The organism is Bradyrhizobium sp. SZCCHNRI1009, from assembly GCF_032487575.1.
Lineage (GTDB): Bacteria > Pseudomonadota > Alphaproteobacteria > Rhizobiales > Xanthobacteraceae > Bradyrhizobium.
In genome coordinates, this window is record NZ_JAUEUL010000017.1 from 52,286 (window position 1) to 78,324 (window position 26,039).

The 26,039-nt window shown below is 64.7% G+C and carries 24 protein-coding genes; 20 read left to right on the forward strand and 4 right to left on the reverse strand.

Translation table 11 applies throughout. The features are described from left to right. Positions 1-13: 13 nt before the first annotated feature. From QX010_RS24520 to QX010_RS24540, 5 genes are all read left to right on the forward strand, one after another. Positions 14-1,387 carry a PLP-dependent aminotransferase family protein gene (locus QX010_RS24520; protein WP_316182401.1) on the forward strand — a complete coding sequence of 458 codons (1,374 nt, stop codon included), beginning with the start codon at positions 14-16 and terminating at the stop codon, positions 1,385-1,387. 93 nt (positions 1,388-1,480) lie between these two features. After that, positions 1,481-2,758: a sulfite dehydrogenase gene (gene soxC, locus QX010_RS24525; protein WP_316182403.1), complete on the forward strand. Its 1,278-nt coding sequence runs from the start codon at positions 1,481-1,483 to the stop codon at positions 2,756-2,758. Continuing rightward, a complete protein-coding gene (locus tag QX010_RS24530; RefSeq protein ID WP_315803374.1) occupies positions 2,745-3,284 on the forward strand; it encodes a cytochrome c in 540 nt (179 codons plus the stop codon). Before soxC ends, QX010_RS24530 begins: the two co-directional genes overlap by 14 nt. 104 nt (positions 3,285-3,388) lie before the next feature. Continuing rightward, the gene (locus QX010_RS24535) at positions 3,389-3,802 is read left to right on the forward strand and encodes a DUF302 domain-containing protein (protein ID WP_316182405.1); all 414 of its coding nucleotides are present in this window, start codon (positions 3,389-3,391) and stop codon (positions 3,800-3,802) included. Positions 3,803-3,813: 11 nt separating this feature from the next. Further along, the gene (locus tag QX010_RS24540; protein ID WP_316182407.1) at positions 3,814-4,143 is read left to right on the forward strand and encodes a hypothetical protein; all 330 of its coding nucleotides are present in this window, start codon (positions 3,814-3,816) and stop codon (positions 4,141-4,143) included. A gap of 350 nt (positions 4,144-4,493) precedes the next feature. On the opposite strand, the gene QX010_RS24545 is transcribed toward QX010_RS24540, so the two are convergent. Beyond that, on the reverse strand, positions 4,494-5,192 hold the full coding sequence (locus tag QX010_RS24545) for a helix-turn-helix domain-containing protein (protein ID WP_315803377.1): 699 nt from the start codon (positions 5,190-5,192) through the stop codon (positions 4,494-4,496). Positions 5,193-5,389: 197 nt separating this feature from the next. Between QX010_RS24545 and QX010_RS24550 the strand changes: the two genes are divergently transcribed. From QX010_RS24550 to QX010_RS24600, 11 genes are all read left to right on the forward strand, one after another. After that, positions 5,390-8,131 carry an MFS transporter gene (locus QX010_RS24550; RefSeq protein ID WP_316182409.1) on the forward strand — a complete coding sequence of 914 codons (2,742 nt, stop codon included), beginning with the start codon at positions 5,390-5,392 and terminating at the stop codon, positions 8,129-8,131. Positions 8,132-8,142: 11 nt separating this feature from the next. Continuing rightward, on the forward strand, positions 8,143-11,895 hold the full coding sequence (locus QX010_RS24555) for a nitrate reductase subunit alpha (protein WP_316182411.1): 3,753 nt from the start codon (positions 8,143-8,145) through the stop codon (positions 11,893-11,895). Continuing rightward, the gene (gene narH, locus QX010_RS24560) at positions 11,892-13,412 is read left to right on the forward strand and encodes a nitrate reductase subunit beta (RefSeq protein ID WP_316182412.1); all 1,521 of its coding nucleotides are present in this window, start codon (positions 11,892-11,894) and stop codon (positions 13,410-13,412) included. The genes QX010_RS24555 and narH overlap by 4 nt, the downstream gene beginning before the upstream one ends. Then, on the forward strand, positions 13,412-14,122 hold the full coding sequence (gene narJ / locus QX010_RS24565; RefSeq protein WP_316182414.1) for a nitrate reductase molybdenum cofactor assembly chaperone: 711 nt from the start codon (positions 13,412-13,414) through the stop codon (positions 14,120-14,122). The genes narH and narJ overlap by 1 nt, the downstream gene beginning before the upstream one ends. A gap of 11 nt (positions 14,123-14,133) precedes the next feature. Next, positions 14,134-14,856: a respiratory nitrate reductase subunit gamma gene (gene narI, locus QX010_RS24570; RefSeq protein WP_316182416.1), complete on the forward strand. Its 723-nt coding sequence runs from the start codon at positions 14,134-14,136 to the stop codon at positions 14,854-14,856. Positions 14,857-14,871: 15 nt separating this feature from the next. After that, the gene (locus QX010_RS24575) at positions 14,872-15,684 is read left to right on the forward strand and encodes a peptidylprolyl isomerase (RefSeq protein ID WP_316182418.1); all 813 of its coding nucleotides are present in this window, start codon (positions 14,872-14,874) and stop codon (positions 15,682-15,684) included. A gap of 11 nt (positions 15,685-15,695) precedes the next feature. After that, complete coding sequence (locus QX010_RS24580) at positions 15,696-15,989, forward strand: hypothetical protein (protein ID WP_315803383.1); 294 nt, start codon at positions 15,696-15,698, stop codon at positions 15,987-15,989. 45 nt (positions 15,990-16,034) lie between these two features. Then, positions 16,035-16,640 (forward strand): DUF2478 domain-containing protein, encoded by a 606-nt coding sequence (locus QX010_RS24585; protein ID WP_316182420.1) that lies wholly within the window; start codon positions 16,035-16,037, stop codon positions 16,638-16,640. 295 nt (positions 16,641-16,935) lie between these two features. Then, positions 16,936-18,327, forward strand: coding sequence for a hypothetical protein (locus tag QX010_RS24590; RefSeq protein ID WP_316182421.1), 1,392 nt, complete (start codon positions 16,936-16,938; stop codon positions 18,325-18,327). A 10-nt stretch (positions 18,328-18,337) separates the two neighbouring features. Continuing rightward, positions 18,338-18,847: a DUF2249 domain-containing protein gene (locus QX010_RS24595; RefSeq protein ID WP_316182423.1), complete on the forward strand. Its 510-nt coding sequence runs from the start codon at positions 18,338-18,340 to the stop codon at positions 18,845-18,847. After that, entirely contained in the window at positions 18,844-19,158 is a 315-nt protein-coding gene (locus QX010_RS24600; protein WP_316182424.1) for a metal-sulfur cluster assembly factor, read from the forward strand. Before QX010_RS24595 ends, QX010_RS24600 begins: the two co-directional genes overlap by 4 nt. A gap of 168 nt (positions 19,159-19,326) precedes the next feature. Here QX010_RS24600 and QX010_RS24605 read toward each other — a convergent pair whose 3' ends face one another. Both QX010_RS24605 and QX010_RS24610 read right to left on the reverse strand, forming a co-directional pair. Then, entirely contained in the window at positions 19,327-19,959 is a 633-nt protein-coding gene (locus tag QX010_RS24605; RefSeq protein WP_316182426.1) for a UbiX family flavin prenyltransferase, read from the reverse strand. Next, a complete protein-coding gene (locus QX010_RS24610) occupies positions 19,956-21,482 on the reverse strand; it encodes a UbiD family decarboxylase (protein WP_316182427.1) in 1,527 nt (508 codons plus the stop codon). The genes QX010_RS24605 and QX010_RS24610 overlap by 4 nt, the downstream gene beginning before the upstream one ends. Before the next feature lie 101 nt (positions 21,483-21,583). Between QX010_RS24610 and QX010_RS24615 the strand changes: the two genes are divergently transcribed. The 3 genes from QX010_RS24615 to QX010_RS24625 are packed head-to-tail and all read left to right on the forward strand — an operon-like array spanning position 21,584 to position 24,038. After that, the gene (locus QX010_RS24615) at positions 21,584-22,144 is read left to right on the forward strand and encodes an SCP2 domain-containing protein (protein WP_316182428.1); all 561 of its coding nucleotides are present in this window, start codon (positions 21,584-21,586) and stop codon (positions 22,142-22,144) included. Beyond that, the gene (locus QX010_RS24620) at positions 22,135-23,112 is read left to right on the forward strand and encodes a peptidase U32 family protein (protein ID WP_316182429.1); all 978 of its coding nucleotides are present in this window, start codon (positions 22,135-22,137) and stop codon (positions 23,110-23,112) included. Before QX010_RS24615 ends, QX010_RS24620 begins: the two co-directional genes overlap by 10 nt. A gap of 35 nt (positions 23,113-23,147) precedes the next feature. Next, positions 23,148-24,038: a U32 family peptidase gene (locus QX010_RS24625; protein ID WP_316182431.1), complete on the forward strand. Its 891-nt coding sequence runs from the start codon at positions 23,148-23,150 to the stop codon at positions 24,036-24,038. Between the two features lie 231 nt (positions 24,039-24,269). Here the strand turns inward: QX010_RS24625 and QX010_RS24630 are convergent, their stop codons facing one another. Further along, positions 24,270-25,205, reverse strand: coding sequence for a LysR family transcriptional regulator (locus QX010_RS24630; protein ID WP_316182433.1), 936 nt, complete (start codon positions 25,203-25,205; stop codon positions 24,270-24,272). A gap of 108 nt (positions 25,206-25,313) precedes the next feature. On the opposite strand from QX010_RS24630, the gene QX010_RS24635 reads away from it, so the two are divergent. Continuing rightward, on the forward strand, positions 25,314-25,727 hold the full coding sequence (locus QX010_RS24635; protein WP_316182435.1) for a hypothetical protein: 414 nt from the start codon (positions 25,314-25,316) through the stop codon (positions 25,725-25,727). Positions 25,728-26,039: the final 312 nt, after the last annotated feature.

Here is a 26,039-nt window from a genome sequence, read left to right on the forward strand (position 1 = left end):
TGCGGAGAATTGCATGGATTGGCTCCCTACACTTTCCGAATGGCAAGGGCCGCTGTTCGTCCGCATCGTCGATGCGCTCGCCGCGGATATCGCGAGCGGACGGCTGCTGCGTGGGCAGCGGCTGCCGACGCACCGCAGCCTCGCGGCGGAGCTGAGGATCGATCTGACGACGGTCACACGCGCCTATAGCGAGGCGCGTCGTCGAGGCTTGATCGAGGGGCGCGTCGGGCAGGGGACGTTCGTGTCCGAGACCACGGCGCGTGCGTCTCCGGACCAGCCGGCCACGGTCACCATCGACCTCTCGATGAACCTGCCGCCACAGCCGGTCGAGGCGCAGCTCGAACGGCGGATCGAGCAGGGGCTTTCGACCATTCGCACGGAGGCCGGCTTGAGCGCGTTTCTGAGCTACGCGCCGCCGGGCGGCAGCGTGGACCAGCGCGAAGCTGCCGCCCTCTGGCTGCAACCGCGGCTGTCTCATGCCTCGCCCGAGCGGATCGTGATCTATCCGGGATCGCAAGCGATCATCTTCAATGCTCTGCTGGCGCTGACGCAGCCGGGCGATGTCGTCGTGACGGAGGCGCTCACCTTTCCCGGAATCAAGGCAGCCGCTGCGCAGCTCGGTGTGCGTCTCATCGGGGCTGCCATGGATCTGGAGGGGGTCCGGCCCGACGCGCTGGATGACGCCGTGCGCAAGCACCGGCCGAAGGCGGTCTATCTGGTTCCGACACAGCAGAATCCGACTACCGCGACGATGAGCGCCGGACGGCGGCAGGCAATCGCCGACATCATCCGCAAGCGCAACACCGTGCTGATCGAGGATGATGCCTATGGCCCGCTGGAGCCGCGCGTCGCGCCGATCGCGACCTTGATCCCCGAGCGAACCTATTACGCGGCCAGCATCGCCAAATGCATCGCGCCGGCCCTGCGTGTCGCCTATCTGCTGGCGTCCGACGACAAGGCCGAGCAGATGATGCGCGTCAACCTGCAGGCAACGATGCAGATGCCGGCGTCGCCGATGGTTGCGCTGGTCACGCACTGGCTGAAGTCCGGTGTCGCCGACGAGATCATCCGCGCCATCCGCAACGAGGCCGCCGCCCGTCAGCAGCTCGCGTCGCGTCTGCTGAAGGGAGTGACCTATGCCGCGCGTCCCGCCAGTCATCATCTTTGGATGCCGCTGTCGCCGCAGCTCGACGGCACCGACCTGCTGTCGCATCTGATGCGGAACGGCCTGGCCGTCGTCGGTGAGGTCGCGTTCGCGGTCGGCCAGCCGGCACCGCGCGGTCTGCGTCTCTCTCTCGGAGCGGCACGCAACCGGGCCGAGCTCGGCCAGGCATTGCAGGTGCTGTCGCGCGCAGTCACCGCGCGCCCCGTCAGACAGATCGTATAGCGCGATCCCCGGGCGTTCACATCCCCCGGTATAATGGAGGCGCCACCGAATTGCAGATAAGCCTCTGCGACCTCCGTCATCCTGAGGGCACGCATGAGCATCGAAAAGCCGTCTCACACCTGGCTCCGGTCCGATGAGGGAGGCGGCATCTCGCGTCGACGCTTCGTCAAGGCGTCGGCGGTCGCCGTCAGCGTCTCGATAGCCGGCGAAGCGCTCGCCGACGATCTGGCCGACGTGCCGGCGCGGGAGCCGGGTGATGCGTTGTCCGCCTTCAGCGCGCGCTCGCCCTATGTTCACATCGGACGGATTCCGGAGGCGACGCCCGGCAAGCGGAATGTCGATCCCGCCGATGCGATCAACTCTAAGACGCCACTCGACAGGCTCGTCGGCACGATCACCCCGTCGGATCTGCACTATGAGCGCAGCCATTCCGGTGTTCCGAACATCGATCCGGCCAGGCACAGGCTGCTCATCCACGGCATGACACGCGAGCAGCTTGTGCTGACGCCCGATGACATCGCGCGAATGCCCTCGATCTCGCGCGTCGTTTTCATCGAGTGCACCGGCAATGGCTGGGAGAACTGGAAGAAGGCCGACCCCAATCTGACGGTGCAGAATACCCATGGTCTCGTCAGCAGCAACGAATGGACCGGTGTCCCGCTTCGCCATCTGATCGAGCTGGTCGGCAAGGATCATCGCTCCGCCTGGATGCTGGCCGAGGGCGGCGACGCGGCGGGCGTTGCACGAAGCATCCCGCTCACGGATGAGATCATGGACGAGGCGTTCGTCGCCTATGGCCAGAACGGCGAGCCGCTGCGGCCGGCCCATGGCTTCCCGTTGCGTCTCATCATGCCCGGATTCGAAGGCAATCTGAACATCAAATGGCTGCGCCGCCTGAAGTTCGGCGACGCGCCCTGGATGACGCGCTGGGAGACCGCGCGCTACACCCAGCTGCTGGCCAACGGCAAGGCGATGCAGTTCCAGCTCAGGATGGAGACCAATTCCGTCATCACCTCGCCCTCGGGGACGATGACGATCCGCCCCGGCTACAACCGCATCACCGGCCTGGCCTGGAGCGGCCATGGTCGGATCGCAAAGGTCGAGGTGAGCACCGACGCGGCCCGAACCTGGCAGCAGGCCCGGTTGAACCATCCCGTGCTGCCGAAGGCGCAGGCGCGCTTCCAGCTCGACTGGCAGTGGGACGGCAAGCCCACCAGGATCGTCAGCCGCTCGACCGACGAGAAGGGCAATGTGCAGCCCGATCGCAAATCGTTCATCGCGAAGACCGGGACCAACGCGCTGTTCCACTACAGCGCCCAGCAGACGTGGAGTATCAGCGGCGATGGGAAGGTCAGCAATGTTCTCGCCTGAGCGCCTTTTCGCTACCGCGCTGGCCGCGGCGCTTCTCGTCTGTCCGGCACATGCGGCCGAATTCGGACGCCCGGCAACGGCGCAGGAGATCAGGCTATGGGACATCGACGTCCGTCCCGACGGCAAGGGCTTGCCAGAGGGCAGCGGCACGGCCGCGCGTGGCAGGGAGCTTTTTGCCGAGAACTGTGCCGCCTGCCATGGCGAAGGCGGGCAGGGCGGCATCAAGGATCGTCTGGTGGGCGGTCAGGGGACGCTCGCCTCTGGCAATCCGGTGAAGACCGTCGGCAGTTTCTGGCCTTATGCCACGACCTTGTTCGACTACATCCATCGCGCCATGCCGTACCAGGCTCCGGGCTCGCTCAGCGTCGACGACTACTACGCATTGTCGGCCTACATCCTCAGCCTGAACGGCATCCTGCCGCCGGACGGCCGTCTCGATCAGGCCTCGCTTCCGAAGGTTAGAATGCCGAACCGCGACGGCTTCGTTCCCGTGCCGGAGTTCAGCAGGGTGCGGGCGCCAAAATGAGCGGATCAGGCTGCCGGCAATCCGCCGGCCGGGGCCTCGTGATCGGGTGGACGCTCGCTCTGCTCGGCCTTCTGACATTGTCGACAACGATCGGAGCACAAGCCATGGACCCGAACGGGCTGATCACGATTCAAAGCCATAATGATCCGAGCACCACGATGCGGAAGCTGCAGGACGCGGTCACATCGAGGGGACTGACGATCTTTGCTCATGTCGACCATCGGGCCGGCGCCGTCGAGGCGGGCATGACGCTGCGCCCGACCGACCTGCTGATCTTCGGCAGCCCCAAAGGGGGAACGCCGCTGATGCAGGCCGCCCAGACCAGCGGCATCGATCTGCCCCTGAAGGTCCTCGTGTGGCAGGACGCCGAGGGCCGCACCTGGTTGTCCTACAATGACCCGGCCTGGCTGCTGGGGCGTCACGGCCGACCGGCGGCGGCCGAGCCGGCCGTGCGGGCCATGAGCGGCGCGCTCGAGGCGATTGCCGGAGCCGCGGCGTCCGAAGCGTCGCCGCAATAGGGGCGCATGCCATGCCGCGCATATCCTGGCGTTCGCTGTGGGGAGAGATGGCGTCGGATGCCCGCACCATGGGGGCCGGCGCCTATCTGCTCGTCGCAGCATTGCTGTCGATGCTGGTTGCGGTGATCGTCGTCGCGGTTCTCGGCTGGTCGTCCGCAGAAGGCACCGACGTGCCGTCGTCAGGCTATGCCGCGATGGCCATCGGCGTGCTGTTCTCGCTCGTATGCGGCATCGGGCTGATGGTGCTGGTGTTCTATAGCAGCCGTGCCGGCTATGATGAGCCGCCGACGATCGTGTCGCGGGACGCCGACGATCACCCAGGTCCGCCGGGCCTGGTCTAGGCGGATGTTGCGGCGTGGCAAGATAGAGGCGGGGCTGATTAACCTCACACTGGACAACGTCCAAGCCCTGGCAGTAGCGCCCGGCGTTGAGCCCGCCGATATGCTGAAGTGGCCTCGTCAAATCTAAAAGCAGTCACGTTTAGAGGAGGGCTGGTGAACCCCTGGCATTGGCAATGCCGATCGCGCAAAACCAGATCACCGACGCAGCGGCCGATCGGTTTCGGGCCGTCTCAGCGACTGCCATGCGGAGTGGGTGTGGCGGCGGAGAAGAACCATATCGACGGCTCCGATTCCGGACTCTGCTGATTGACCGTTCCCAACAGAGGGGCAGGACCGATCGCAAGAGGAGCCTACGAGCCGGGATCGTCGATCAGCGGCTTTGGCCGGGCAAACAGCTCCAACTTCTCCTTGCGGTCGATGACGATCTCTCGTCCGCGGATGCGAACCCCATGGCTCGTCAGTTGGGCAAGACTGCGTGACAGGTTTTCGCGCGTCGTGCCGATGTGGGAGGCCAGCGTGCCGCGGTCGAATGGAATGACGATATTCGGGTGCGCCGGTTCGCGCTGGGCTTCGGCAAGGATCCAGTTGGCGAGGCGCTCGATGCTCGACCGGGCCAGGTTGCCCTTCAGCTTCTTGACAGAAGCGCGATAGGCATACGCCAACTCCTGAGCGACAATCCGTGCGAATGCGATGTCTTCGTCGAAGAGTGCCCTTACATCGCGGGCCGGGATCAGCAGCACCCGCGACTCGGTCAGTGTGCGGGCTGAATTGAGATACGCCTGATCGACCACGACTGCAGCAAGTATGAAGGTCGACACGGGACGAAGCAGCGAGATGCCCCACTCGGCCTCATCCTGCTCGGTGTAGATTTCCACCAATCCGCCAATCAGCACATGCAGGAAGTCGGCCTGATCTCCCTCGCGAGCCAACCGCACTCCGGCCGGAAATTGCTGCAGCAGAGCCGCGCCGAGCAGCCGCTTCAAATTCTCGTCGCTGAGGTCAGCGAACAGCGGCAGCGTCTTCAACTGGGCGAGTTCGTCGGGGCGCAAGCGAAGCTCCAGCGGTTACTCATCTGCTATCGCCCCGAACTGTGACAAAAGTCAATTGCATACGTGCGGTCTGATAATCCGATCTGGAGCATTTGGCAGATTGTGGCCGACCGGGCCGTCCGGTTGATGCATCGCAAAACCTTTCCCGGGTGCCCCGAATAACTGCTGTGGCGTCGAATTCATACGTCGAGGCCACCATGGACGCCGTAGATTCTAGCCCTGAGCACCGAACGCGAGCACTCTGGCTCTCAACAATCTCGTTCACGATCTGCTTCGCGGTGTGGACGATCTTCTCGATCATCGGCATCCGGATCAAGCAAGAGCTCGATCTGAACGAAACCGAGTTCGGCCTCCTGATCGGCACCCCGATCCTGAGCGGCTCGCTGATCCGGCTGATGCTCGGCATCTGGACCGATCAGTATGGCGGACGCCGCGTCTATACCGTCGTGATGCTCGCTGCCGCGGTTGCGACCTATCTTCTGACCTGGGCGCATACCTATCCGCAATTTCTCGTCGCCGCGCTCTTCGTAGGAATCGCCGGTGGCTCGTTCGCGGTCGGTGTCGCCTACGTGTCGCGGTTCTATCCGACGGCCAAGCAGGGCACTGCGCTCGGAATCTTCGGCGCCGGCAATGTGGGCGCCGCCGTCACGAAGTTCGTGGCGCCGTTCGTGCTGGTCGCCTATGGCTGGCAGACCGTGGCCCAGGTCTGGGCGCTCGCGATCGGCGTCATGGGAATCGTCTTCTGGCTGTTCTCCGAGGAGGACCCGGTGGTCCGCTCGCGAAGACAGCGCAACCAAAAGGCCGGCAGCGCCTGGCTCGAGCTCGCGCCGCTCAAGAACATCCAGGTCTGGCGCTTCGCGCTGTACTACTTCTTCGTCTTCGGCGCCTTCGTCGCGTTGTCGCTGTGGCTGCCGCAATACCTGATCAAGGTCTACGGCGTCGGAATCCAGTCGGCCGGCATGATGGCCGCCATGTTCTCGTTTCCGGCCAGCGTGTTTCGCGCCTATGGCGGACACTTGTCCGATCGGTTCGGCGCCCGTCGCGTGATGTACTGGACATTTCTGGTCGCCGTCGTCGCGACCTTCCTGTTGTCCTACCCGCCGACGGACTACGTTGTGACGACCGTCAACGGAAAGGTCGGCTTCCATCTGGAGATGGGGCTCGTCCCGTTCGTCGTCATCGTCTTCGTGCTCGGCTTCTTCATGGCGCTCGGCAAGGCCGCCGTCTACAAGCACATCCCCGTCTACTATCCGAACAATGTCGGAGCCGTCGGCGGCCTGGTCGGCATGATCGGCGGGCTCGGGGGATTTGTGCTTCCGATTGCGTTCGGCGCGCTGGTGGATCTCACCGGTCTGCGAACCAGCTGCTTCATGCTGCTGTTCCTGCTGGTCGCGGTCGCGCTGGTCTGGATGCATCTCTCGATCCGGCAGATGGAGCGCGGCGTCGCCGGCGAAGCGCTGAAGAGGCTGCCGGAGCTGCCGGAAATGGAGGAAATTCACCGGCCCGAGCACATCGGAGCCCTGTCCGGCGCGATCCTCACCGATTGGCGGCCCGAGGACGACACGTTCTGGAGAGAGAAGGGCCGAGCCATCGCGCGACGCAACCTCTGGATCTCCATTCCGGCGCTGCTGTTGTCCTTCGCGGTGTGGCAGGTCTGGTCCGTCGTGGTTGCGAAGCTGCCTTCGGTCGGCTTCAAGTTCACGACCGATGAACTGTTCTGGCTGGCGTCGCTGCCTGGGATCTCCGGTGCAGTTCTGCGCATCTTCTATTCCTTCATGGTGCCGATCTTCGGCGGCCGGCTGTGGACCACGCTGGCCACGTGGTCGCTGCTGATCCCGGCGATCGGAATCGGCTATGCGGTGCAGAATCCGGCGACGCCCTATCCGGTGTTCCTGATACTGGCTCTGTTGTGCGGCTTCGGCGGCGGCAATTTCGCCTCGTCGATGGCCAACATCTCCTTCTTCTTTCCTCGCGCCGAGAAGGGCAACGCGCTCGCGCTCAATGCCGGCCTCGGCAATCTCGGCGTCAGCGTCGTCCAGTTCGTGGTGCCGATCGTGATCACGGTCGGAGTCTTCGGCTGGTTCGGCGGAGATCCGGCGATGACGAGTGGGTCGCAGCCGATGCCGATCTGGCTGCAGAATGCCGGCTTCGTCTGGGTGCCGTTCATCGTCGCCAGCGCTTTCGCCGCCTGGTTCGGAATGAACGACATCGCCTCCGCGAAAGCCTCCTTCGCCGATCAGGCCGTCATCTTCCAGCGGCGGCACAACTGGATCATGTGCTGGCTCTACACCGGCACGTTCGGCTCGTTCATCGGCTATTCTGCGGGCTTCCCGCTGCTGGCAAAGACCCAGTTCCCGGCCGTCGACGCGTTGCAGTTCGCGTTCCTCGGGCCGCTGGTGGGTGCCTTGTCGCGGTCCGCGACGGGCTGGATGGCCGACAAATGGGGCGGCGGGCGGGTGACCGTCGGGGTGTTCCTGCTGATGATGGCCGGTGTGCTCGGGGTGCTCTACTTCCTGGGCATCAAGGATCAGCCCGGTGCATTCTGGGGCTTCTTCGCGATGTTCCTGCTGCTGTTCTTCGCGACCGGCGTCGGCAATGCATCGACCTTCCAGATGATCCCCAACATCATGCGCCAGGAAATGATCCGGCTCATGCCGACTGCGGACGCGGAGACGCGGCTGCGCCAGGCCGAGAAGGAATCCGCTGCCATCACCGGCTTCACCTCCGCGATCGCCGCCTTCGGCGCATTCTTCATTCCCAAATCCTACGGCACCTCGATTGACCTCACCGGCGGCGTGCAGGCCGCCCTCTGGGGCTTCTTCGGCTTCTACGTCACCTGCGTGCTGATCACCTGGGCCGTCTACACCCGCAAGGGCGGCGTCCTGCACGACGTCGAACGGCGCCGAGCGATCGCGACCGCTGCCCAACCCGCTGAATGAGGACGTAAACGATGAGCCATTTTCTCGATAGGCTGACCTTTTTCACCCGGGCCAAGGAGGAGTTCGCAGACGGACACGGCGTGACGACGACCGAGGACCGTTCCTGGGAGGAGGGCTATCGCAAGCGCTGGCAGCACGACAAGATCGTGCGCTCGACGCATGGCGTGAACTGCACCGGCTCCTGCTCGTGGAAGGTCTACGTCAAGGGCGGCATCGTCACCTGGGAGACCCAGCAGACCGACTACCCCCGGACGCGCCCTGATCTTCCCAATCATGAGCCGCGCGGCTGCGCCCGCGGCGCGAGCTACAGCTGGTACCTCTATTCCGGAAACCGGGTGAAATATCCGCTGGTGCGCTCGCGGCTGCTCAGGCTGTGGCGCGAGGCGCGGGCGCGGATGACGCCGGTCGCGGCCTGGAAGTCGATCGTCGAGAATCCGGACAAGCGCTCGGACTACGTGCAGAAGCGCGGACTGGGCGGCTTCGTGCGGGCGAGCTGGGCCGAGGTCAACGAGCTGATCGCGGCGGCCAATGCCTATACGGTCAGGGCCTATGGTCCGGACCGGGTGTTCGGGTTTTCGCCGATCCCGGCGATGTCCATGGTGAGCTACGCGGCCGGCGCGCGCTATCTGTCGCTGCTCGGCGGCGTCTGCATGTCGTTCTACGATTGGTATTGCGACCTCCCGCCGGCCTCGCCGCAGACCTGGGGCGAGCAGACCGACGTGCCTGAAAGCGCGGACTGGTACAATTCGGGCTTCCTGATGCTCTGGGGCTCCAACGTGCCACAGACGCGTACGCCGGATGCGCATTTCTATACGGAGGTTCGCTACAAGGGGGCCAAGAGCGTCGTTGTCTGCCCGGACTATTCCGAGGCTGCGAAATTCGCCGATCTCTGGCTGTCGCCGAAGCAGGGCACTGACGCGGCGCTGGCGATGGCGATGGGTCACGTGATCCTCAAGGAGTTTCACATCGACCGGCAGACGCCATACTTCAACGACTATGCGCGCCAGTATACGGATATGCCATTTCTGGTGCGGCTGGTGAAATCCGAGGGACGGCTCGTTCCTGAGCGGTTCGTGCGCGCCTCGGATTTCGCCACATCTCTCGACGAGGCCAACAATCCCGAATGGAAGACCGTTGCCTATGATGAGATCAGCGGGGCCATTGTCGTGCCCAAGGGATCGGTCGGCTTCCGCTGGGGCGAAAAGGGCAAGTGGAGCCTGGAAGAGAAGAGCTCGGCGAACAACGATACCCGGCTGCGGCTGTCTCTGGCCGGCATCGAGGACGAGATCGCGCCGGTGGGATTCCCTTATTTCGGCAACCGTCAGCACGATCACTTCAGCGGCACCAATCATCCCGACGTGCTGACCCGCAACGTGCCGGTGAAGCGACTTCGTCTTGCCGATGGTGAGGCGGTCGTGGCCACGGTCTTCGACTTGTTCGCCGCCAATTATGGTGTCGATCGCGGCTTCGGCGGCGACCATCTCGGCAAGAGCTACGATGATCTGGAGCCGTACACCCCGGCATGGGCCGAGGCGATCTGCGGGGTGCCGCGCGGCCAGATCATCGCGGTGGCCCGCGAGTTTGCCTCGAATGCGTCGAAGACCCGGGGGCGTTCGATGGTCATCGTCGGCGCCGGTCTGAACCACTGGTACCATATGGACATGAACTATCGCGGCATCATCAACATGCTGGTGATGTGCGGCTGTGTCGGCCAGTCCGGCGGTGGCTGGTCGCATTATGTGGGCCAGGAAAAGCTGCGGCCGCAGTCGGGCTGGACGCCGCTCGCCTTTGCGCTCGATTGGGGGCGCCCGCCGCGGCAGATGAATTCGACTTCGGCGTTCTACGCCCACACCGACCAATGGCGCTACGAGACGGTCAATGTCAGCGAGATTCTCTCACCGACCGCACCGGCCGGCTCCTGGGATGGCGCGCTGATCGACTACAATGTCCGCGCGGAGCGCATGGGATGGCTGCCGTCGGCGCCGCAACTGCAGGCCAATCCGATCGAGGTATCGAAGCGCGCCGCCGCCGCCGGCCTGGAGCCGAAGGACTACGTTGCGACGGCCTTGAAGTCGGGCGAGCTGAAGCTCTCCTGCGAGGACCCCGATGAGCCGAAGAACTGGCCCCGCAACCTGTTCGTCTGGCGTTCGAACCTGCTCGGCGCCTCAGGCAAGGGCCACGAATACTTCCTCAAGCATCTGCTCGGCACCAAGCATGGCGTGCTCGGCAAGGACCTCGGCGACCAGGGCCATAACAGGCCGGTCGAGGTCACCTGGCACGAGGAGGCCCCGGAAGGAAAGCTCGATCTGCTGGTCACGCTCGACTTCCGGATGTCGACCACGTGCATGTATTCGGACGTCGTTCTGCCGACGGCCACCTGGTACGAGAAGAACGACCTCAATACGTCCGACATGCATCCCTTCATCCATCCGCTCTCGGCGGCGATCGATCCGGTGTGGGAATCGCGCAGCGACTGGGACATCTACAAGGGCATCGCCGAGGCCTTCTCCAGGGTCGCGCCCGAAGTGCTCGGGGTCGAGAAGGACGTCGTGCTGACCCCGATCATGCACGACAGTCCAGGCGAAATCGCGCAGGCGTTCGACGTCAAGGACTGGAAGCAGGGCGAGATCGACCCGATCCCCGGCAAGACCATGCCGGCGGTCACGGTGGTCGAACGAGACTATCCGAATCTCTACAAGCGCTTCACCTCGCTTGGACCGCTGATGAACAAGCTCGGCAATGGCGGCAAGGGGATGGCCTGGAACACCGACCATGAGGTCGAGCTCCTGAAGCGCCTCAACGGCGTCGTCGCCGAGGACGGGCCGACCCGGGGGCTGGCTCGCATCGACAGTGCGGTCGACGCTTGCGAGGTGATCCTCAGCCTGGCGCCGGAAACCAATGGCGAGGTCGCGGTCAAGGCGTGGTCGTCGCTGGAGCAATTCACTGGCCGCGACCATGCTCATCTCGCCATTCCGAAGGAGGATGAGAAGATCCGGTTCCGCGACGTCGTTGCGCAGCCGCGCAAGATCATCTCGTCGCCGATCTGGTCGGGGCTCGAGTCGGAGAAGGTCTGCTACAACGCCGGCTACACCAATGTCCACGAGCTGATTCCCTGGCGGACGCTGACCGGCAGGCAGCAGCTCTATCAGGATCACCTGTGGATGAGGGCCTTCGGCGAGGGCTTCTGCGTCTACCGGCCGCCGATCGATACCAAGACCGTCAAGCCGGTGATCGATCGCAAGCCGAACGGCAATGCGTCCGTCGTCCTGAACTTCATCACGCCGCATCAGAAGTGGGGCATCCACTCCACCTATACCGACAACCTCCTGATGCTGACCTTGTCGCGCGGCGGTCCCATCGTGTGGATCAGCGAGATCGACGCAAAGGCTGCCGGCATCGCCGACAATGACTGGATCGAAGCCTACAACAGCAATGGTGCGCTGGTTGCGCGCGCAGTGGTCTCGCAGCGGGTCAAGCAGGGCATGTGCATGATGTATCATGCGCAGGAGAAGATCGTGAACGTGCCGGGCTCCGAGCAGACCGGGCAGCGCGGCGGCATCCACAATTCGGTCACGCGTGTCGTTCCGAAGCCGACGCACATGATCGGGGGCTACGCTCAGCAGGCCTATGGCTTCAACTACTACGGCACGGTCGGTGCCAACCGCGACGAATTCGTCATCGTCCGGAAGATGTCGAAGATTGATTGGCTGGACCAGCCGACTGCTGACCGGTCGGCCACGACCCCCTCGGAGGCTGCAGAATGAAGATCCGTGCTCAAATCGCCATGGTGCTCAATCTCGACAAGTGCATCGGCTGCCACACCTGCAGCGTGACCTGCAAGAACGTCTGGACGAGCCGCGAGGGGATGGAATACGCGTGGTTCAACAACGTCGAGACCAAACCGGGCGTCGGCTATCCCAAGGATTGGGAGAACCAGTCTCGCTGGAAGGGCGGCTGGTCGCGCAATCGCGACGGGTCGATCCAGCCGCGGATCGGCGGCAAGTGGCGGGTTCTGGCGAACATCTTCGCCAACCCTGATCTTCCTGAGATCGATGACTACTACGAGCCGTTCACCTTCGACTATCAGCACCTGCAGAGTGCGCCCGAGGCATCGGCGATGCCGACCGCGCGGCCGCGCTCGCTGGTGTCCGGAGAGCGGATGGAAAAGATCGAGTGGGGGCCGAACTGGGAAGAGATCCTGGGCGGCGAATTCGCCAAGCGCTCTCGGGACATCAATTTCGACGGCGTGCAGAAGGAGATCTACGGCCAGTTCGAAAACACCTTCATGATGTATCTGCCGCGGCTGTGCGAGCACTGCCTCAATCCGGCCTGCGTCGCATCCTGCCCGTCCGGCGCGATCTACAAGCGCGAGGAGGATGGCATCGTCCTGATCGATCAGGACAAGTGCCGCGGCTGGAGAATGTGCGTCTCCGGCTGCCCCTACAAGAAGATCTATTATAACTGGTCCTCGGGGAAATCGGAGAAGTGCATCTTCTGCTATCCTCGGATCGAGGCGGGGCAGCCGACCGTGTGCTCCGAGACCTGTGTCGGGCGCATTCGCTATCTCGGTGTCGTGCTGTATGACGCGGACCGCATCGCCGAGGCCGCGTCCAAGCCCGACGAGGGCGATCTCTACCAGGCCCAGCTCGACGTCTTTCTCGATCCGAACGATCCCAACGTCCTTGCAGAGGCCGAGCGCCAGGGCATTCCGCATGCCTGGCTGGAGGCAGCGATCCGGTCGCCGATCTGGAAGATGGCGATGGAATGGAAGGTCGCCTTCCCCTTGCACCCGGAATACCGGACCTTGCCGATGGTCTGGTACGTGCCGCCGCTGTCGCCGATCACGTCGGCGGCTTCGTCCGGCAAGATCGGGCACGATGGCGAGATGCCCGACGTCAAGTCCTTGCGCATTCCCATGCGGTACCTCGCCAATCTGCTGACTGCGGGCGACGAGAAGCCGGTGACGCTGGCGCTCGAGCGAATGCTGGCCATGCGTGCCTATATGCGGGCCAAGACCATCGATGGCGTGGTCGACGAGGCGATCGCGAGGCGCGTCGGCCTGAGCGGCGCGCAGATCGACGACATGTACCACATCATGGCGATCGCCAACTACGAGGACCGCTTCGTGATCCCGACCGCGCACCGCGAGCTCGGTGCCGACGCGTTTGATATCCGCGGCTCCTGCGGCTTCTCGTTCGGCAACGGCTGCTCCGGGGGCGAGAGCGAAGTCAACCTGTTCGGGTCGCCGCGCAAGACCAAGAATCCGATGGAGGTCGCCTGATGAAGACGTTCAAGGTGCTGTCGGCGTTGCTGAACTATCCGAGCGGGGAATTGATCGCGGCCATCCCGGAGCTCGCGCGGGTGCTCGACCAGGAAGGCCTCGTCCAGCCTGGCATTCGCCGGGAGCTCGACGTGCTGCTGCAGGAGATCGCCACGAGCGACGTCTACGACCTGCAGGAGCGCTACGGCCTGCTGTTCGACCGCAGCAAGACCCTGGCGCTGCATCTGTTCGAGCATGTCCATGGCGAAGGCCGCGACCGCGGCCAGGCCATGGTCGACCTGCGCGCCATGTATGACAAAGCCGACCTCGTCATCGCCGGCAACGAGCTGCCTGATTATCTGCCGCTGTTCCTCGAATTCCTCGCCATCCGGGAGCTTGCGGATGCGCGCGAGTTGCTCGGCCAGACCAGCCACATCATCGCCGCGCTCGCGGAACGATTGGGGCGGCGGCAGTCGAGCTATCGGGCGGTGTTCGACGCGCTGCTCCAGATCGCCGCGGACCAGCCCCGCGCGGAGATCGTCGATGAGCTGCTGAAGGCGGCGGACGTGGATCCGATGGACCTGCACGCGCTCGACGCGGCCTGGGAGGACGAAGAGGTCAGGTTCGGCCCGGGAGGCGGCGACCAGGCAGCCTGTGGGCACGACAATCTGATCGCAAAACTGCGCCACGCCAAACGTGCGGTCAACGCGCCGCCGTCACAGTTGCAATGAGGGGATTGGCCATGCAAACGCTCAATGCCATCGTCTTCGGCTGGTATCCCTATCTCTGCCTGACCGTCTTTCTGATCGGCAGTCTGATTCGATTCGACCGCGAGCAGTACACGTGGCGCTCGGGCTCGAGTCAGCTGCTTCGGCGGCGCCAACTGATCTGGGGCTCGAACCTTTTCCATGTCGGGATCCTTTTCATTTTTGCGGGGCATTTCGTCGGGCTGCTGACGCCGATCTGGGTGTTTGACATGCTCGGCGTGTCGCACGGCTTCAAGCAGATGCTCGCGATCGTCGCCGGTGGCGGCGCCGGGCTGATGTGCCTGGTCGGCATTTCGCTCCTCGCGCATCGCAGGCTCTTCGATCCCAGGATCCGCGCGACGTCGTCTTTTGCTGACACGGGTATCCTTCTGGTGCTGTTCGTCCAGCTGCTGCTTGGCTTGGCGACCATCCCCGTGTCGCTCGGTCATCTCGATGGTCACGAGATGGTCAAGTTCATGGACTGGGCGCAGGGCATTCTCACGTTGCAGCCCGGAATCGCCGCCAACATTGTCGACGTCCATCCGATCTTCAAGGCGCATCTGGTCCTGGGAATGACCATCTTCCTGCTCTTCCCCTTCACCCGCCTGGTCCACATCTGGAGTGCGCCGGTGTGGTATCTCGGCCGCCGCGGCTATCAGGTGGTGCGCAGCCGCGACGGACGCCGTCATCTCGTGCAACCGATTCAGCCTGCGGAGTAGCCGATGGACTGTTCATTGGGCGCGGCGCTTCCAAAGCCGAAGATGGTCAGTGTGAACGGGGTCGTGATCGAGCGCGACGTCATTGCCCGGGAAGTTCAGAACCATCCGTCGGACAAGCCGATCCTCGCCTGGCAAGCGGCGGCGCGCGCGCTTGCGGTGCGCGAATTGCTGAGACAGGAGGTCAGGAGGCTCGGCGTAACGGCCTCCCCTCTGCGTGATGCCGAAGGTCGCAGCGAAACCGAGGAAGAAGCGGCGATGCGGGCGCTGATCGCGCGCGAGGTTCTGATACACGAGCCGGACGAATCGACGTGCCGTCGCTTCTACGATCAGAACAGGCAACGGTTCCTTGTCGGCGAGCTCTACGAAGCGTCGCACATCCTGCTGATCGCGCCGAGCAGCGATTCGCTGGCTCGATCGGCTGCGCGAGACGAGGGGCGGACGGTCATGGAGGCCGTGCGGAGAAGCCCGGAGGTGTTCGAGACCATCGCGCGCGATCGCTCCGACTGCAGGGTCTCGGCGGAGAATGGTGGCAGGCTCGGGCAGCTGTCGCGTGGGCAGACGACCGCCGAGTTCGACGCCGCGCTGGCCCGGATGTCGGTTGGAGAGGTCGGTCTGATTGAGACACGCTTTGGTATCCATGTCGTGCGCCTTGACCGGCGGGCCCCCGGACAAGTCCTGCCGTTCGACATGGCGAGGGCGCGCATTTCGCAATATCTCACCGAGCGTGTCCGGCACCAGGCGCTCGCGAAATATGTCGCCGATCTGGCAGGCCGCGCGGCGATCGTTGGCGTGACTTTGCCGGCGCCGCAATCGGCGCTGCCGCAGTAGAGGGGGCGATCATGCTGCTCGGGGATCTCATTCACGATCTCAGCGACGACGCGAAGTCGAGTGCGGTGTTGCAGGGGTGTGGCGACCTTACGCTCCTGGTGCGCGTCAGCTCTGTCGCGGATCGCCTCGGCGAGGATGTCGGTGAGTATGCGTCGGCTGCTGTCCGGCGCTTTGCAAATCTCGCCGAGAACGAGGATTGGCTCGGGTTGATGAGCGCCATCGACAGAGCCGCCGATCCCGCGATCGTCTGTCTGACGTCCATGATCAAATGGTCGCTGCAGAGGGATGAAATCGATCACTCCTAGGCCGGGTCCGCCACAGGCTATCTGTGCTGGAGGAGTGGGTTGGACATGTCGAAGCATCAAGCTGATGTTGGGATTCGCATGCACGATGAGATGGTAGAGAAGGTCGGTGTTGAGGCCGCGCCGCTCGTGGCGCTCGTCTACGACGACGGGAAATATCCCTACGAGACGTTCGATCACCTCGTGGATCACTCGCGTCGAGTGCGATTGAAGGTCGCCGGCGCACTGCAGCGAAGGCTGTTCCTCGACGAAAATCGCCGGTGCGACGTCCTGCTCGAGGAGATCGACACGGCCAATCAAACCCCGATCTTCGAGGATCGTGGATCGGGAGCGAGAGGTTGCCGGCTGGATGAATCGGCGCTGGCAGAGGTGACGGTTCGCGTCCTCGCCAGCCTGGATGCGCGTCCAAACATCCTGGTGTTGAACAAATTTGGCAAGGCAGAGTGCGAGGGACGCGGAACGCTTGATCTGATTGCCCGCGCGCTGGACCTCGCGATACCGACGATTGTCGGCGTGCCGCGCAGCAATATCGATGCCTGGAGAGATTTCTCCGGAGATATGGGGATTGAGCTCGAAGCCCGCGGAGACGTGGAGCGGTGGCTGGAAAGTGTTCGGCAGGATCGAACTATAGACTCAGCCAGCCAGCTGCGCTGATCGCGATTGCGAGCAATCGACGGGTCGGGGGACACAGAACTGCCGAGCCGGGCCGCCGAAGATATCTGCCGGCTGACATGGATGTTCCTCGACGCGACAGGGAGTCCGCCGGTCGTGCTGGAGTCGTCATCACGACGCTGATGACGCGAAATGTTGCGCTCCGACAAAGAATGGCCGGTCGGGCCCGACTAGCATCTTTCCGATGGTCGGGAGATTGTATGGCGCAAGCTCATTGCTCGCGCTTCCTTCGGGCGTGAGGGGACTGTGTTCCTCCGGGCGCCACGGCAATTGCCGAATGGCGCAGCGTCGTCGCGAGTGCTGCGTCCGCGATCAAGAACTGGAGCCGCTCATGATTGGAGCGAAAATCTCGCGCTGGACGATGAGCTATTTCGCGGCAGCGCTGGGGTGGCTACTCGTTGCCTTGGCAATGCTGGTCGGCGGACTCGGTTACCCCGCTGCAGACCTCGGCGCTCCCGATACGCTTGTCGTTGTGCATGCGGTCTGCATCGGTTGGCTCAGTCTCTCGGTATGCGGCGCCTTGTTCCAGTTCGTTCCCGTTCTCGTCGCAAGGCCGCTCCCCTTCGACAAATGGGCCTTGCCGGCCTTGTTCCTCATCAACGTCGGTCTGGTCTGCCTGATATCGGGTTTCCTCTCACTGGCCGGACGAATTGCTCCAGCCGCTTGGCTTCTGCCGGCCGGCAGCGTGGTGCTCGGCGCCGGTCTGGCGATGGTCGCGCTCGATCTGGGCCTGACTCTCTTCAGCCAGCCGAAGGGGCCTGCTCTATTTGTCATCGCCGGACTTGGCTCGTTATGCGCGACTGTCGCGCTCGGCGCCGCGTTCTCGTTTGCTCTCGCCGGATCGGCGGGCACCTTCGGCGCCGCGCTCCTGGCCGCGGCGATTCCGATCCATGCGATTGCCGGGCTGGGAGGCTGGCTGACCCTGACCGCCATGGGGGTGAGCTATCGCCTGCTGGCCATGTTCATGCTCTCGGCGGACCTCGGCGATCGACAGAGCACATCCGCGCTGAAATTTGGTGCGCTCGCGCTATCGGTGGCAGTCGTGGGCGGATTGTTCGCAATCGGCCTCGCAGCCGAGCTCGGAGCCGTGCTCATCCTCGCTGCTGGTCTTGGTGTGATCTCGCTTGCGCTCTATGGACGGGACATCGCGACGATCTATCGCTCCCGCAAACGGCGCCAGCTCGAGCTGAACATGCGGATGGCAACCGTGTCTTTCGCCAATCTGGCGGCGACGGTGGCGCTCGGCACCGTCATCATCGTCACCGGAAAGGTCGGCGTTCATGTCGGCGCGTTCGCGTTCTTGGCCGTGTTCGGCTGGCTGTCTGGTCTCATATTCGCGAAGCTCTACAAGATTGTCGCCTTTCTGACCTGGCTCGAAACCTACGGTCCCGTGATGGGGCGCGGCCCGACGCCACGGGTTCAGGACCTGGCGGTGGAACGCCGGTCCGAGAAGTGGTTCATCATCTATTTTCTAGGCGTCTGGGCGGCGACCATCATGTTGATGATGGGCGAGGACCAGGCGTTTCGCGGCGCCGCGGCGGTCATGGCCGTGGGCAGTATTGGAATCATACACGAGCTTGTGCGAGTCCGACGTCTTTCCGATGTTGCGGGCTCCCGGAGGCTTCCGGCCGGAGCCATCGCGCCAAGCCTGTTGTTCGCCAGAAACTAGGAGGGAAGCCATGATCGCGTACATTGACGTCGACGTCCGACCGATTCTCAGGGCTGGAGGCGAGCCGTTCTCCGTCATCATGGACGCGGTTGGCCGGCTGGCGCCAGGCCAGGGCGTGCGGCTGATCGCGAGCTTCAGGCCGATTCCGCTGCTCTCCGTCATGGCAAAAAAGGGCTTCGCCCACACCGATCGACCGCTCGACGATGGCGACTGGGAAGTGCTGTTTTCGCCGCTGGCTGCCGAGGACGCCGGTCAGGAAGACGCTGGTGCCAGCCTCGCATTCGAGCGATGGCCAGATCCCGTGGTCACGCTCGACAACCGGGAGCTCGACCCACCCGAGCCGATGGTGCGCATCCTTGCGGCCGCGGAGGAGTTGGCCCCTGGAGAGACCTTGTCGGCACTTCTGGGCCGCGAGCCGGTGTTCCTGTTCCCTGAACTTGAGAAACGTGGCTTTCGCTGGCTCGGCGGGTTTACGCCGGATGGATCGACCTACGAACTGTCGGTGAGGGCTCCGCTATGAGCCGCGATGTCATCGACCGCATCCGCGACGCCATGCGCGTGGTCATCGATCCGGAGCTGGGAGAAAACGTGGTCGATCTCGGCTTCATCTACGACATCACGGCGACGGATGGCGTTGTGCATGTCACGATGACGGCCACGACGCCCGGGTGCCCCGCAACAGGTTTTCTCAAGGAAGGGGTCGCATGCAGCATTGCGGAGATTGCGGGCGTCGAAGCCGTGGACGTGACGATGACATTCGATCCGCCTTGGACCCCATCCAGAATTGATCCGGCCGTTCGTGCTGCGCTGGGTTTCGACAACGTCAATTGACCGAACGAAAGCGAAAAGCTGGTGGCTGCTCGGCCGGGAACAGTCCAGGTTCGCGCGGCAGCACGGAGAGGCGGCGTCTGTACTCCCGCTCGTCGAAGAACACGTCAACCGTCGCAGACGCCTTCGGCTCATCGCCCGAGTGCGTCTGTCGTGTTCTGTCTTCAAGTCCTATCGTCTGTCTTGCTTCGCTACCTCAGCAAGATTGCTTGCTTCGGTCGTCCGGTCCGGAAGCCACTCCCGCGCGTTGGCGCGGAGCCCGGGGACGTCGAGCAGGTTGATCGCGCGGCAGGCGATCTGCTCGATGACGTCATCGAGCGACTGGGGCTTCAGGTAAAACGCCGGCACTGGCGGCGCGATGATCGCGCCGATCTCGGTGGCCTGCGTCATCGCTCGGAGATGACCGAGATGCAGCGGGCTCTCCCGCACCAAGAGGATCAGCCGGCGGCGCTCCTTGAGTTGAACGTCGGCGGCGCGGACCAGGAGGTTGTCGAGCTGGCCCCAGGCGATCGCCGAGAGGGTGCGGATCGAGCAGGGCGCCACGATCATGCCGGCTGCAGAAAACGAGCCGCTGGCGATGCTCGCGCCGATGTCGGCGACATCATGAGCATGCGCCGCCAGATCACGCAGCCGCGCCAGGCTGCCCTGGCCGACCTCCTCGTGCAAGGTGCGCACGGCGGCGTCAGATACCACGAGATGGACCGTGCATTGCGGTTGCTCCGCGAGCCGTTCGACGATGCGCACACCGATCGCGGCGCCCGAGGCGCCGCTGATGCCGACGATGACGTGGTGCCGTCCGCTCATGCCGAGGCCACTCGACCGGCCCCGCCCTCGCCGAGGCCGAGGCTCGGCCACATCGCGTCGATGCGTGCCGCTACGGCGGGGTCCATCGCCAGCACCTCGCCCCAGGCGCGCTCGGTCTCGGCGCCGAGCTTGGTTGTGGCGTCGATGCCGAGCTTGCCACCGAGGCCGGATTTTGGCGAGGCGAAGTCGAGATAGTCGATCGGCGTGTTGGCAAGCGGCACGAGATCGCGCGAGGAGTCGCTGCGCGTCGCGACGGCCCACATCACCGCGCGCCAGTCGCGGACGTCGATGTCCTGGTCGACCACGATGAGGAGCTTGGTGTAGCTGAACTGCGGCAGCATCGACCACAGGCCGAGCATGATGCGGCGGGCTTGGCCCGGATAGCGCTTCTTGATCGCTACGACGGCGATTCTGTAGGAGCAGGCCTCTGGCGGCAGATGGCAGTCGACCACCTCCGGGAATTGCTGCCGGATCAAAGGGACGAACAGCGTATTCAGCGCCTCGCCAATTCGAGACGGCTCGTCCGGCGCGCGTCCCGTGAACGTCGACAGATAGAGCGGGCTGCGACGCGTGGTGATCGCGGTGACCTGCAGCACCGGAAAGTTCTCGACGGCGTTGTAGTAGCCGGTGTGATCGCCATAGGGCCCCTCCGGCGCGGTTTCGGTGGCCGACACGACGCCCTCGATCACGATCTCGGCGGCCGCCGGCACCGTCAGGGGCACGGTGAGGCATTCGACCAGCTCGGGGCGGTCGCCGCGCAGGATGCCGGCGAAGCGCAGCTCGGAGATGGTCTCGGGCAATGGCAGCACGGCGCTGAGGATGGTGGCGGGATCGGCGCCGATCACGATCGCGATCGGCATGTCGCGCCCCAGCGCCTGCCACTGCTGGTGGTGGCGGGCGCCGCCGCGATGAGCGAGCCAGCGCATGATGGCACGATCGCGGCCGAGCACCTGCATGCGGTAGACGCCGACATTTTCCTGCTCGCCTGTGGATGCGTCCGGCGGGACGGTGATGACGAGCGGCCACGTCAACAGCGGCGCCGGCTCGCCCGGCCAGCAGATCTGGGCCGGCAAGGTGGTCAGGTCGATGTCATCGCCCATGGTGACACATTCATGCACCGGCGCGGCTGATCGCAGCCTCGGCCGGGTCGACAGCGCCGCGCGCGCCAGCGGCAGCTTCTGCAGCGCTTCCCTGATGTCGCGCGGCGGTTGCGGGGCGCGCAGCTCCGCCATCATCTTGCCGAGCTCCGCCAATCGTTCGGGCTGCACGCCCATGCCCCAGGCCACCCGCTCCACGGTGCCGAACAGATTGGTGACGAGCGGCATTGCCGAGAGTGAGCCGCACGCCTTGATCGGCCGTTCGAACAGCAGCGCGGGCCCTTCGGCGGAGATGACGCGGCGATGGATCTCGGTGATTTCGTGGACGACCGAGACTCTGTCGCGAATGCGTCGCAGCTGTCCCCGCTCGTCGAGAAAGCGCAGGAAATCCGACAGCTCGCGGAAGCGAGGGACATCACGTCGCAACGATAGGCTCCGTTCAAAAAACGCCTCGTAGCTGGAACAATCAGTGTGATCTTTGTTCCGCGTCAAATACTTCCCCCGCCGATCCGGCCAGAGCTTGTGCCATGAGCTCTCTTCAGGACGCGTCTTCGACCTCACGGCCCCTGTTGCCGCCACTGCTCGGGCAGGTGCTGCGTCCGTTGCCGTTGCTGCCCCTGCAGATTGCGCTCGGCGCTTTCCTGCGTGGGCTTTTGCGGCGGCATCCGCATCTGCTCGACCGGCTCGGGTCGCATCGCGGAAAGCGCTTTGGCATCAAACCGACCGATCTGCCGTTCGCATTCGTGATTCAGGCGGGCCCGCAGCAGCCGCAACTCGTGGCGGTGCGCCAACTGCCCACCGGCCTCGATGCCTCCATCTCCGCGTCGATCGTGAGCCTGCTGGCCCTGGTCGAGGGCCGGCTCGACGGCGATGCGCTGATGTTTTCGCGTCAGCTCGTCATCGAAGGCGATATCGAGGCGGTGCTGGCGCTCCGCAATGCGATCGACGATGCCGGTCTGGATCTGGTCGGCGAGATCGCGACGCTCTCGGGGCCGTTCGGCGTGCCCGCGCAACGACTGCTCGCGGCCGCACGCGACTCGCTGCTGAGATCGACGACGAACGAAAGCGGGATGCGACGATGGAGCTGATCTGTCCGGCAGGGACGCCGGCGGCGCTGAAGAGCGCGGTCGAAGCCGGTGCCGATGCCGTCTATTGCGGATTCGCCGACGAGACCAACGCCCGCAACTTTCCCGGGCTGAATTTTACCCGCGAGCAGATGCGCGAAGGGATCACGTTCGCGCATCGGCGCGGCGCCAAGGTGCTGGTCGCGATCAACACCTTTCCGCGCGCCGGTGCCGTCGAGCTGTGGCGTCGCGCGGTCGACGACGCCGTTGACGCCGGAGCCGACGCCCTGATCCTTGCCGATGTCGGGCTGATGGACCATGCCGCGCGGCGCCATCCCGAACAGCGACTGCATGTCTCGGTGCAGGCGGCGGCGGCGAATGTCGACGCGATCGCGTTCTACGTCGAGAATTTCGGCGCCCGCCGCGTGGTGCTGCCGCGCGTGCTGAGCGTGCCCGAGATCGCCGAGATCACCCGTGAGACGGCCTGCGAGACCGAGGTGTTCGTGTTTGGCGGACTATGCGTGATGGCCGAGGGCCGCTGCTCGCTGTCCTCCTACGCCACCGGCAAGTCACCGAACATGCAGGGCGTGTGCTCGCCGCCCAGTCACGTCGCCTATCAGGAGACGTCACAGGGAACGACCTCGCGGCTCGGCGGCTTTACCATCAACCGCTTCGGCCGCGACGAGCCGGCCGGCTATCCGACGCTGTGCAAGGGCCGCTTCTCGACCACGCAAGGCGCCGGCTACATCTTCGAGGATCCGGTCAGTCTCGATGCCACGACCCTGCTCGAGGGTCTGCGCGAAGCCGGCGTCACCGCGCTCAAGATCGAGGGCCGCCAGCGCGGCCGCGCCTATGTCGACAGCGTGGTACGGCATTTTCGCAGCGTGCTGGCAGCGCTCGATGCCGGCAGGTCCACCGAGGCGGCCGACCTCACGGCATTCACCGAAGGGCAGGCCACCACGCAGGGCGCCTACCGCAAGACCTGGCGTTAGACGACATGACAATGGCGGATCAAGGCGTAGAGCGAATGCAACTCACTCTGGGACCCGTGCTCTACAATTGGCAGCCGGAGCGCTGGCGTGATTTCTACTTTCGCATCGCCGACGAGGCCCCGGTCGACCGCGTCGTGGTCGGCGAGGTCGTGTGCTCGAAGCGCGCGCCGTTCTTCGAACCGTATCTGCCTGAAGTCATCGAACGGCTTGCCGCGGCCGGCAAGCAGGTTCTGCTGGGGTCGCTGGTCCTGGTGTCGTTGCGACGCGAGCGCCGGCAGACGGCAGGCCTCGCCGAGTTCGGCGACGGTCTCGTCGAAGTCAACGATCTCACCTGCCTCAAATCGATTGCAGGCCGGCCGCATGCCATCGGTCCCTTCGTCAACATCTACAACGAGGCCAGCGCCGCGTTTCATGCCGCCAAGGGCGCCACCCGGATCTGCCTGCCGCCGGAGCTGCCGCTGTCCTCGGTTGCCGCCATCGCCGGCGCCGTGCCGGAGGTGGCGATCGAAGTGTTCGCCTTCGGCCGTGTGCCGCTCGCGATCTCCGCGCGCTGCTATCACGCCCGCCTGCACAAGCTCGCCAAGGACAATTGCCGCTTCGTGTGCGAGCAGGACCCCGACGGCCTCGTCGTGACGACGCTGGACAACGAGGCGTTCCTCACCATGAACGGCGTGCAGACGCTGTCGCATGGGTGCTCAAACCTGCTCGGCGATCTCGATCGTCTGAAGCAGAGCGGCGTGACATCGCTGCGGCTATCACCTCAGGCCTGCGACATGGTCGCGGTGTCCGAGCATTTCCAGGCGGTCCTGGCGGGGCGCGTGGAAGCCGAAGCCGCAACGGGCCGCCTGCGCGAGATCTATCCGGACGTTCCATTCGCCAACGGCTTCCTGCACGGCGCCCCCGGTGTGTCCTACGTCTCGGGGTAGGTACCGCTGTGTCCTTTCGAGGTGAACTCAGATGTGCTCAGTCTGCATGTTGACTGACCACGGATGGACGACGTTGCGAGACGACGCGCAGCCCGTTCTTGCCGGCATGCTGCAGATTGCTGACCGCGCCAAGGCGGAAGCCTGGGAAATCGTGGTCTGTCCCCGATTTCCCCTCCCAAGCCGGCTGACGTCCGACGCGCCGACCGCAGAGCCCTGCTGACGGCCGGCGCCTCATCCCGATTTGTCGCTGAACGTGGCGGGAAGCGTCGCCAGGAACGCCATGACGCGCTGCGTGCGTAGGGGCGGCCGGCGGTTGGAGGTGCGCAGCATCCATAGGGGCTCCGGCGGCGCGCGCCAAGGCGCAAGCACTTCGACGAGCCGGCCGGTGCGCAGGTCTTCATGGAAGAGCCACGCCGGCCCCCAGCCGATGCCGAACCCATTCGCGATCAAAGCGACCGACGCGTGCGCGTCGTCGCAAATGTGCTTGGGCTTGGGCGCGACGCGAACGAGCTTTTTGCCGCGCGGATCGGTGAAGCGCCAGGTCAGGATCTGCCCGCTCGCGGGATTGCGGAAGCCGACGTGGTCATGTTCGGAAAGCTCGTATGGAGTCGCCGGCGCGCCGCGCGCGTTCAGATACGCGGGCGAGGCGCAAGCGATCCAGGAGAACGTGCAAAGCCGCCGCGCCAGATGACCGGGCGCGCGATCGAGGGGTCCTGAGCGGATGGCGATGTCGACGCCTTCCGCCGCGAGATCAAGAATCTCGTTGCGGAATTTGATCTCGATCTCGATTTCCGGCCGCTCCCGCAGGAACGCGGGAAGTCTCGGCAGGATGCAGGCACGCGCGAACGAGGCGGGGGCGGTCACTCGCACCCGTCCGCCATCGTTACGCGTGGCTTCGCCGAGCGCGGATTGGACGCGATCGAGACTTTCGGCCAGCGCGCGTCCCGCCGCCATCAGCCGCTCGCCCTCGTCGGTCAGCGCCAGCGAATGGGTGGTGCGATGCAAAAGCCGTATCCCGCGAGCCTGTTCGAGGCGGGCGACCGCCTTGGACATCGCCGAGGTGGTCGTCCCCGCCCGCCGCGCGGCTTCGGCGAAGGAGCCCGCCTCGACGACGCGAACGAAGGCGAGGAGACGCGAGAGGTCGGGAGGCAAGGCGGTTGTGGACATTCAGTCCACATAGTCATGGCGACAGGGTCGCTACAAGGGGCCGTTCCGATGGGCCAGATGGAGAGCGTCAGCGCGCATGCTGCGCCGCTGGAAAACGCGAGAAGTCCCATGAACCCCATCGAAATCACGCTGCAAGCCCTCGACGCCGCCGAGCGCGTAATTCCCCCTGGCCAGCCGGTCTATATGCTCAATCTGCTGCGCTACCGCCCCCGCGCGCGTTACGAGGACGGCTTCGACGCCGCGCCCTGCTCGGGCCGCGAAGCCTTCAACGAACGCTATAGACCGGCCTTCCGGCGTCTCGCAGCCGGTAAGCCACTGGTGCGGATGTTTTCCGGGCCGGTCCTGGCGAGCCTGGTCGGCCCGCAAGGCGAACGCTGGGATGAAGCGGCGATCAATGAATACGGCGATTTCGCCGCCTTCCGCTCGATCGTCGACACCGAGACCTACCGGCGCGAAGTCGCCCCGCATCGGCACGCGGCGCTCGAGGATTTCCGGTTGTTCGCGCTCCTCAAGGCGATCTGAACGCATTAGGGCGCCGGCCTTCATTTGGCATTTCAGGGCCGGCTTGGATCGCGCCCAAATTGCGGTATTGGAGAACTATCCGATCGCCGCGAGGCCAGTTGGGCCGCGCGCCGGTAAGAAAGCAGAGCTTCCAAAACAGTGGGTCTCGCGATGTAGCGGACCCCCGCGACCAGCTTTCCTCGCATTTCCCTTGCTGGCGTGAATTTCCTCCGCGTCAATCGGCAGGGCCGCGCGTCGCCCCGGAATGACGGCGAGGGCACCGACAAAAAGAAAGCGGCGGCCCGGGGGGGGCCGCCGTTGGAGTCGAGACCA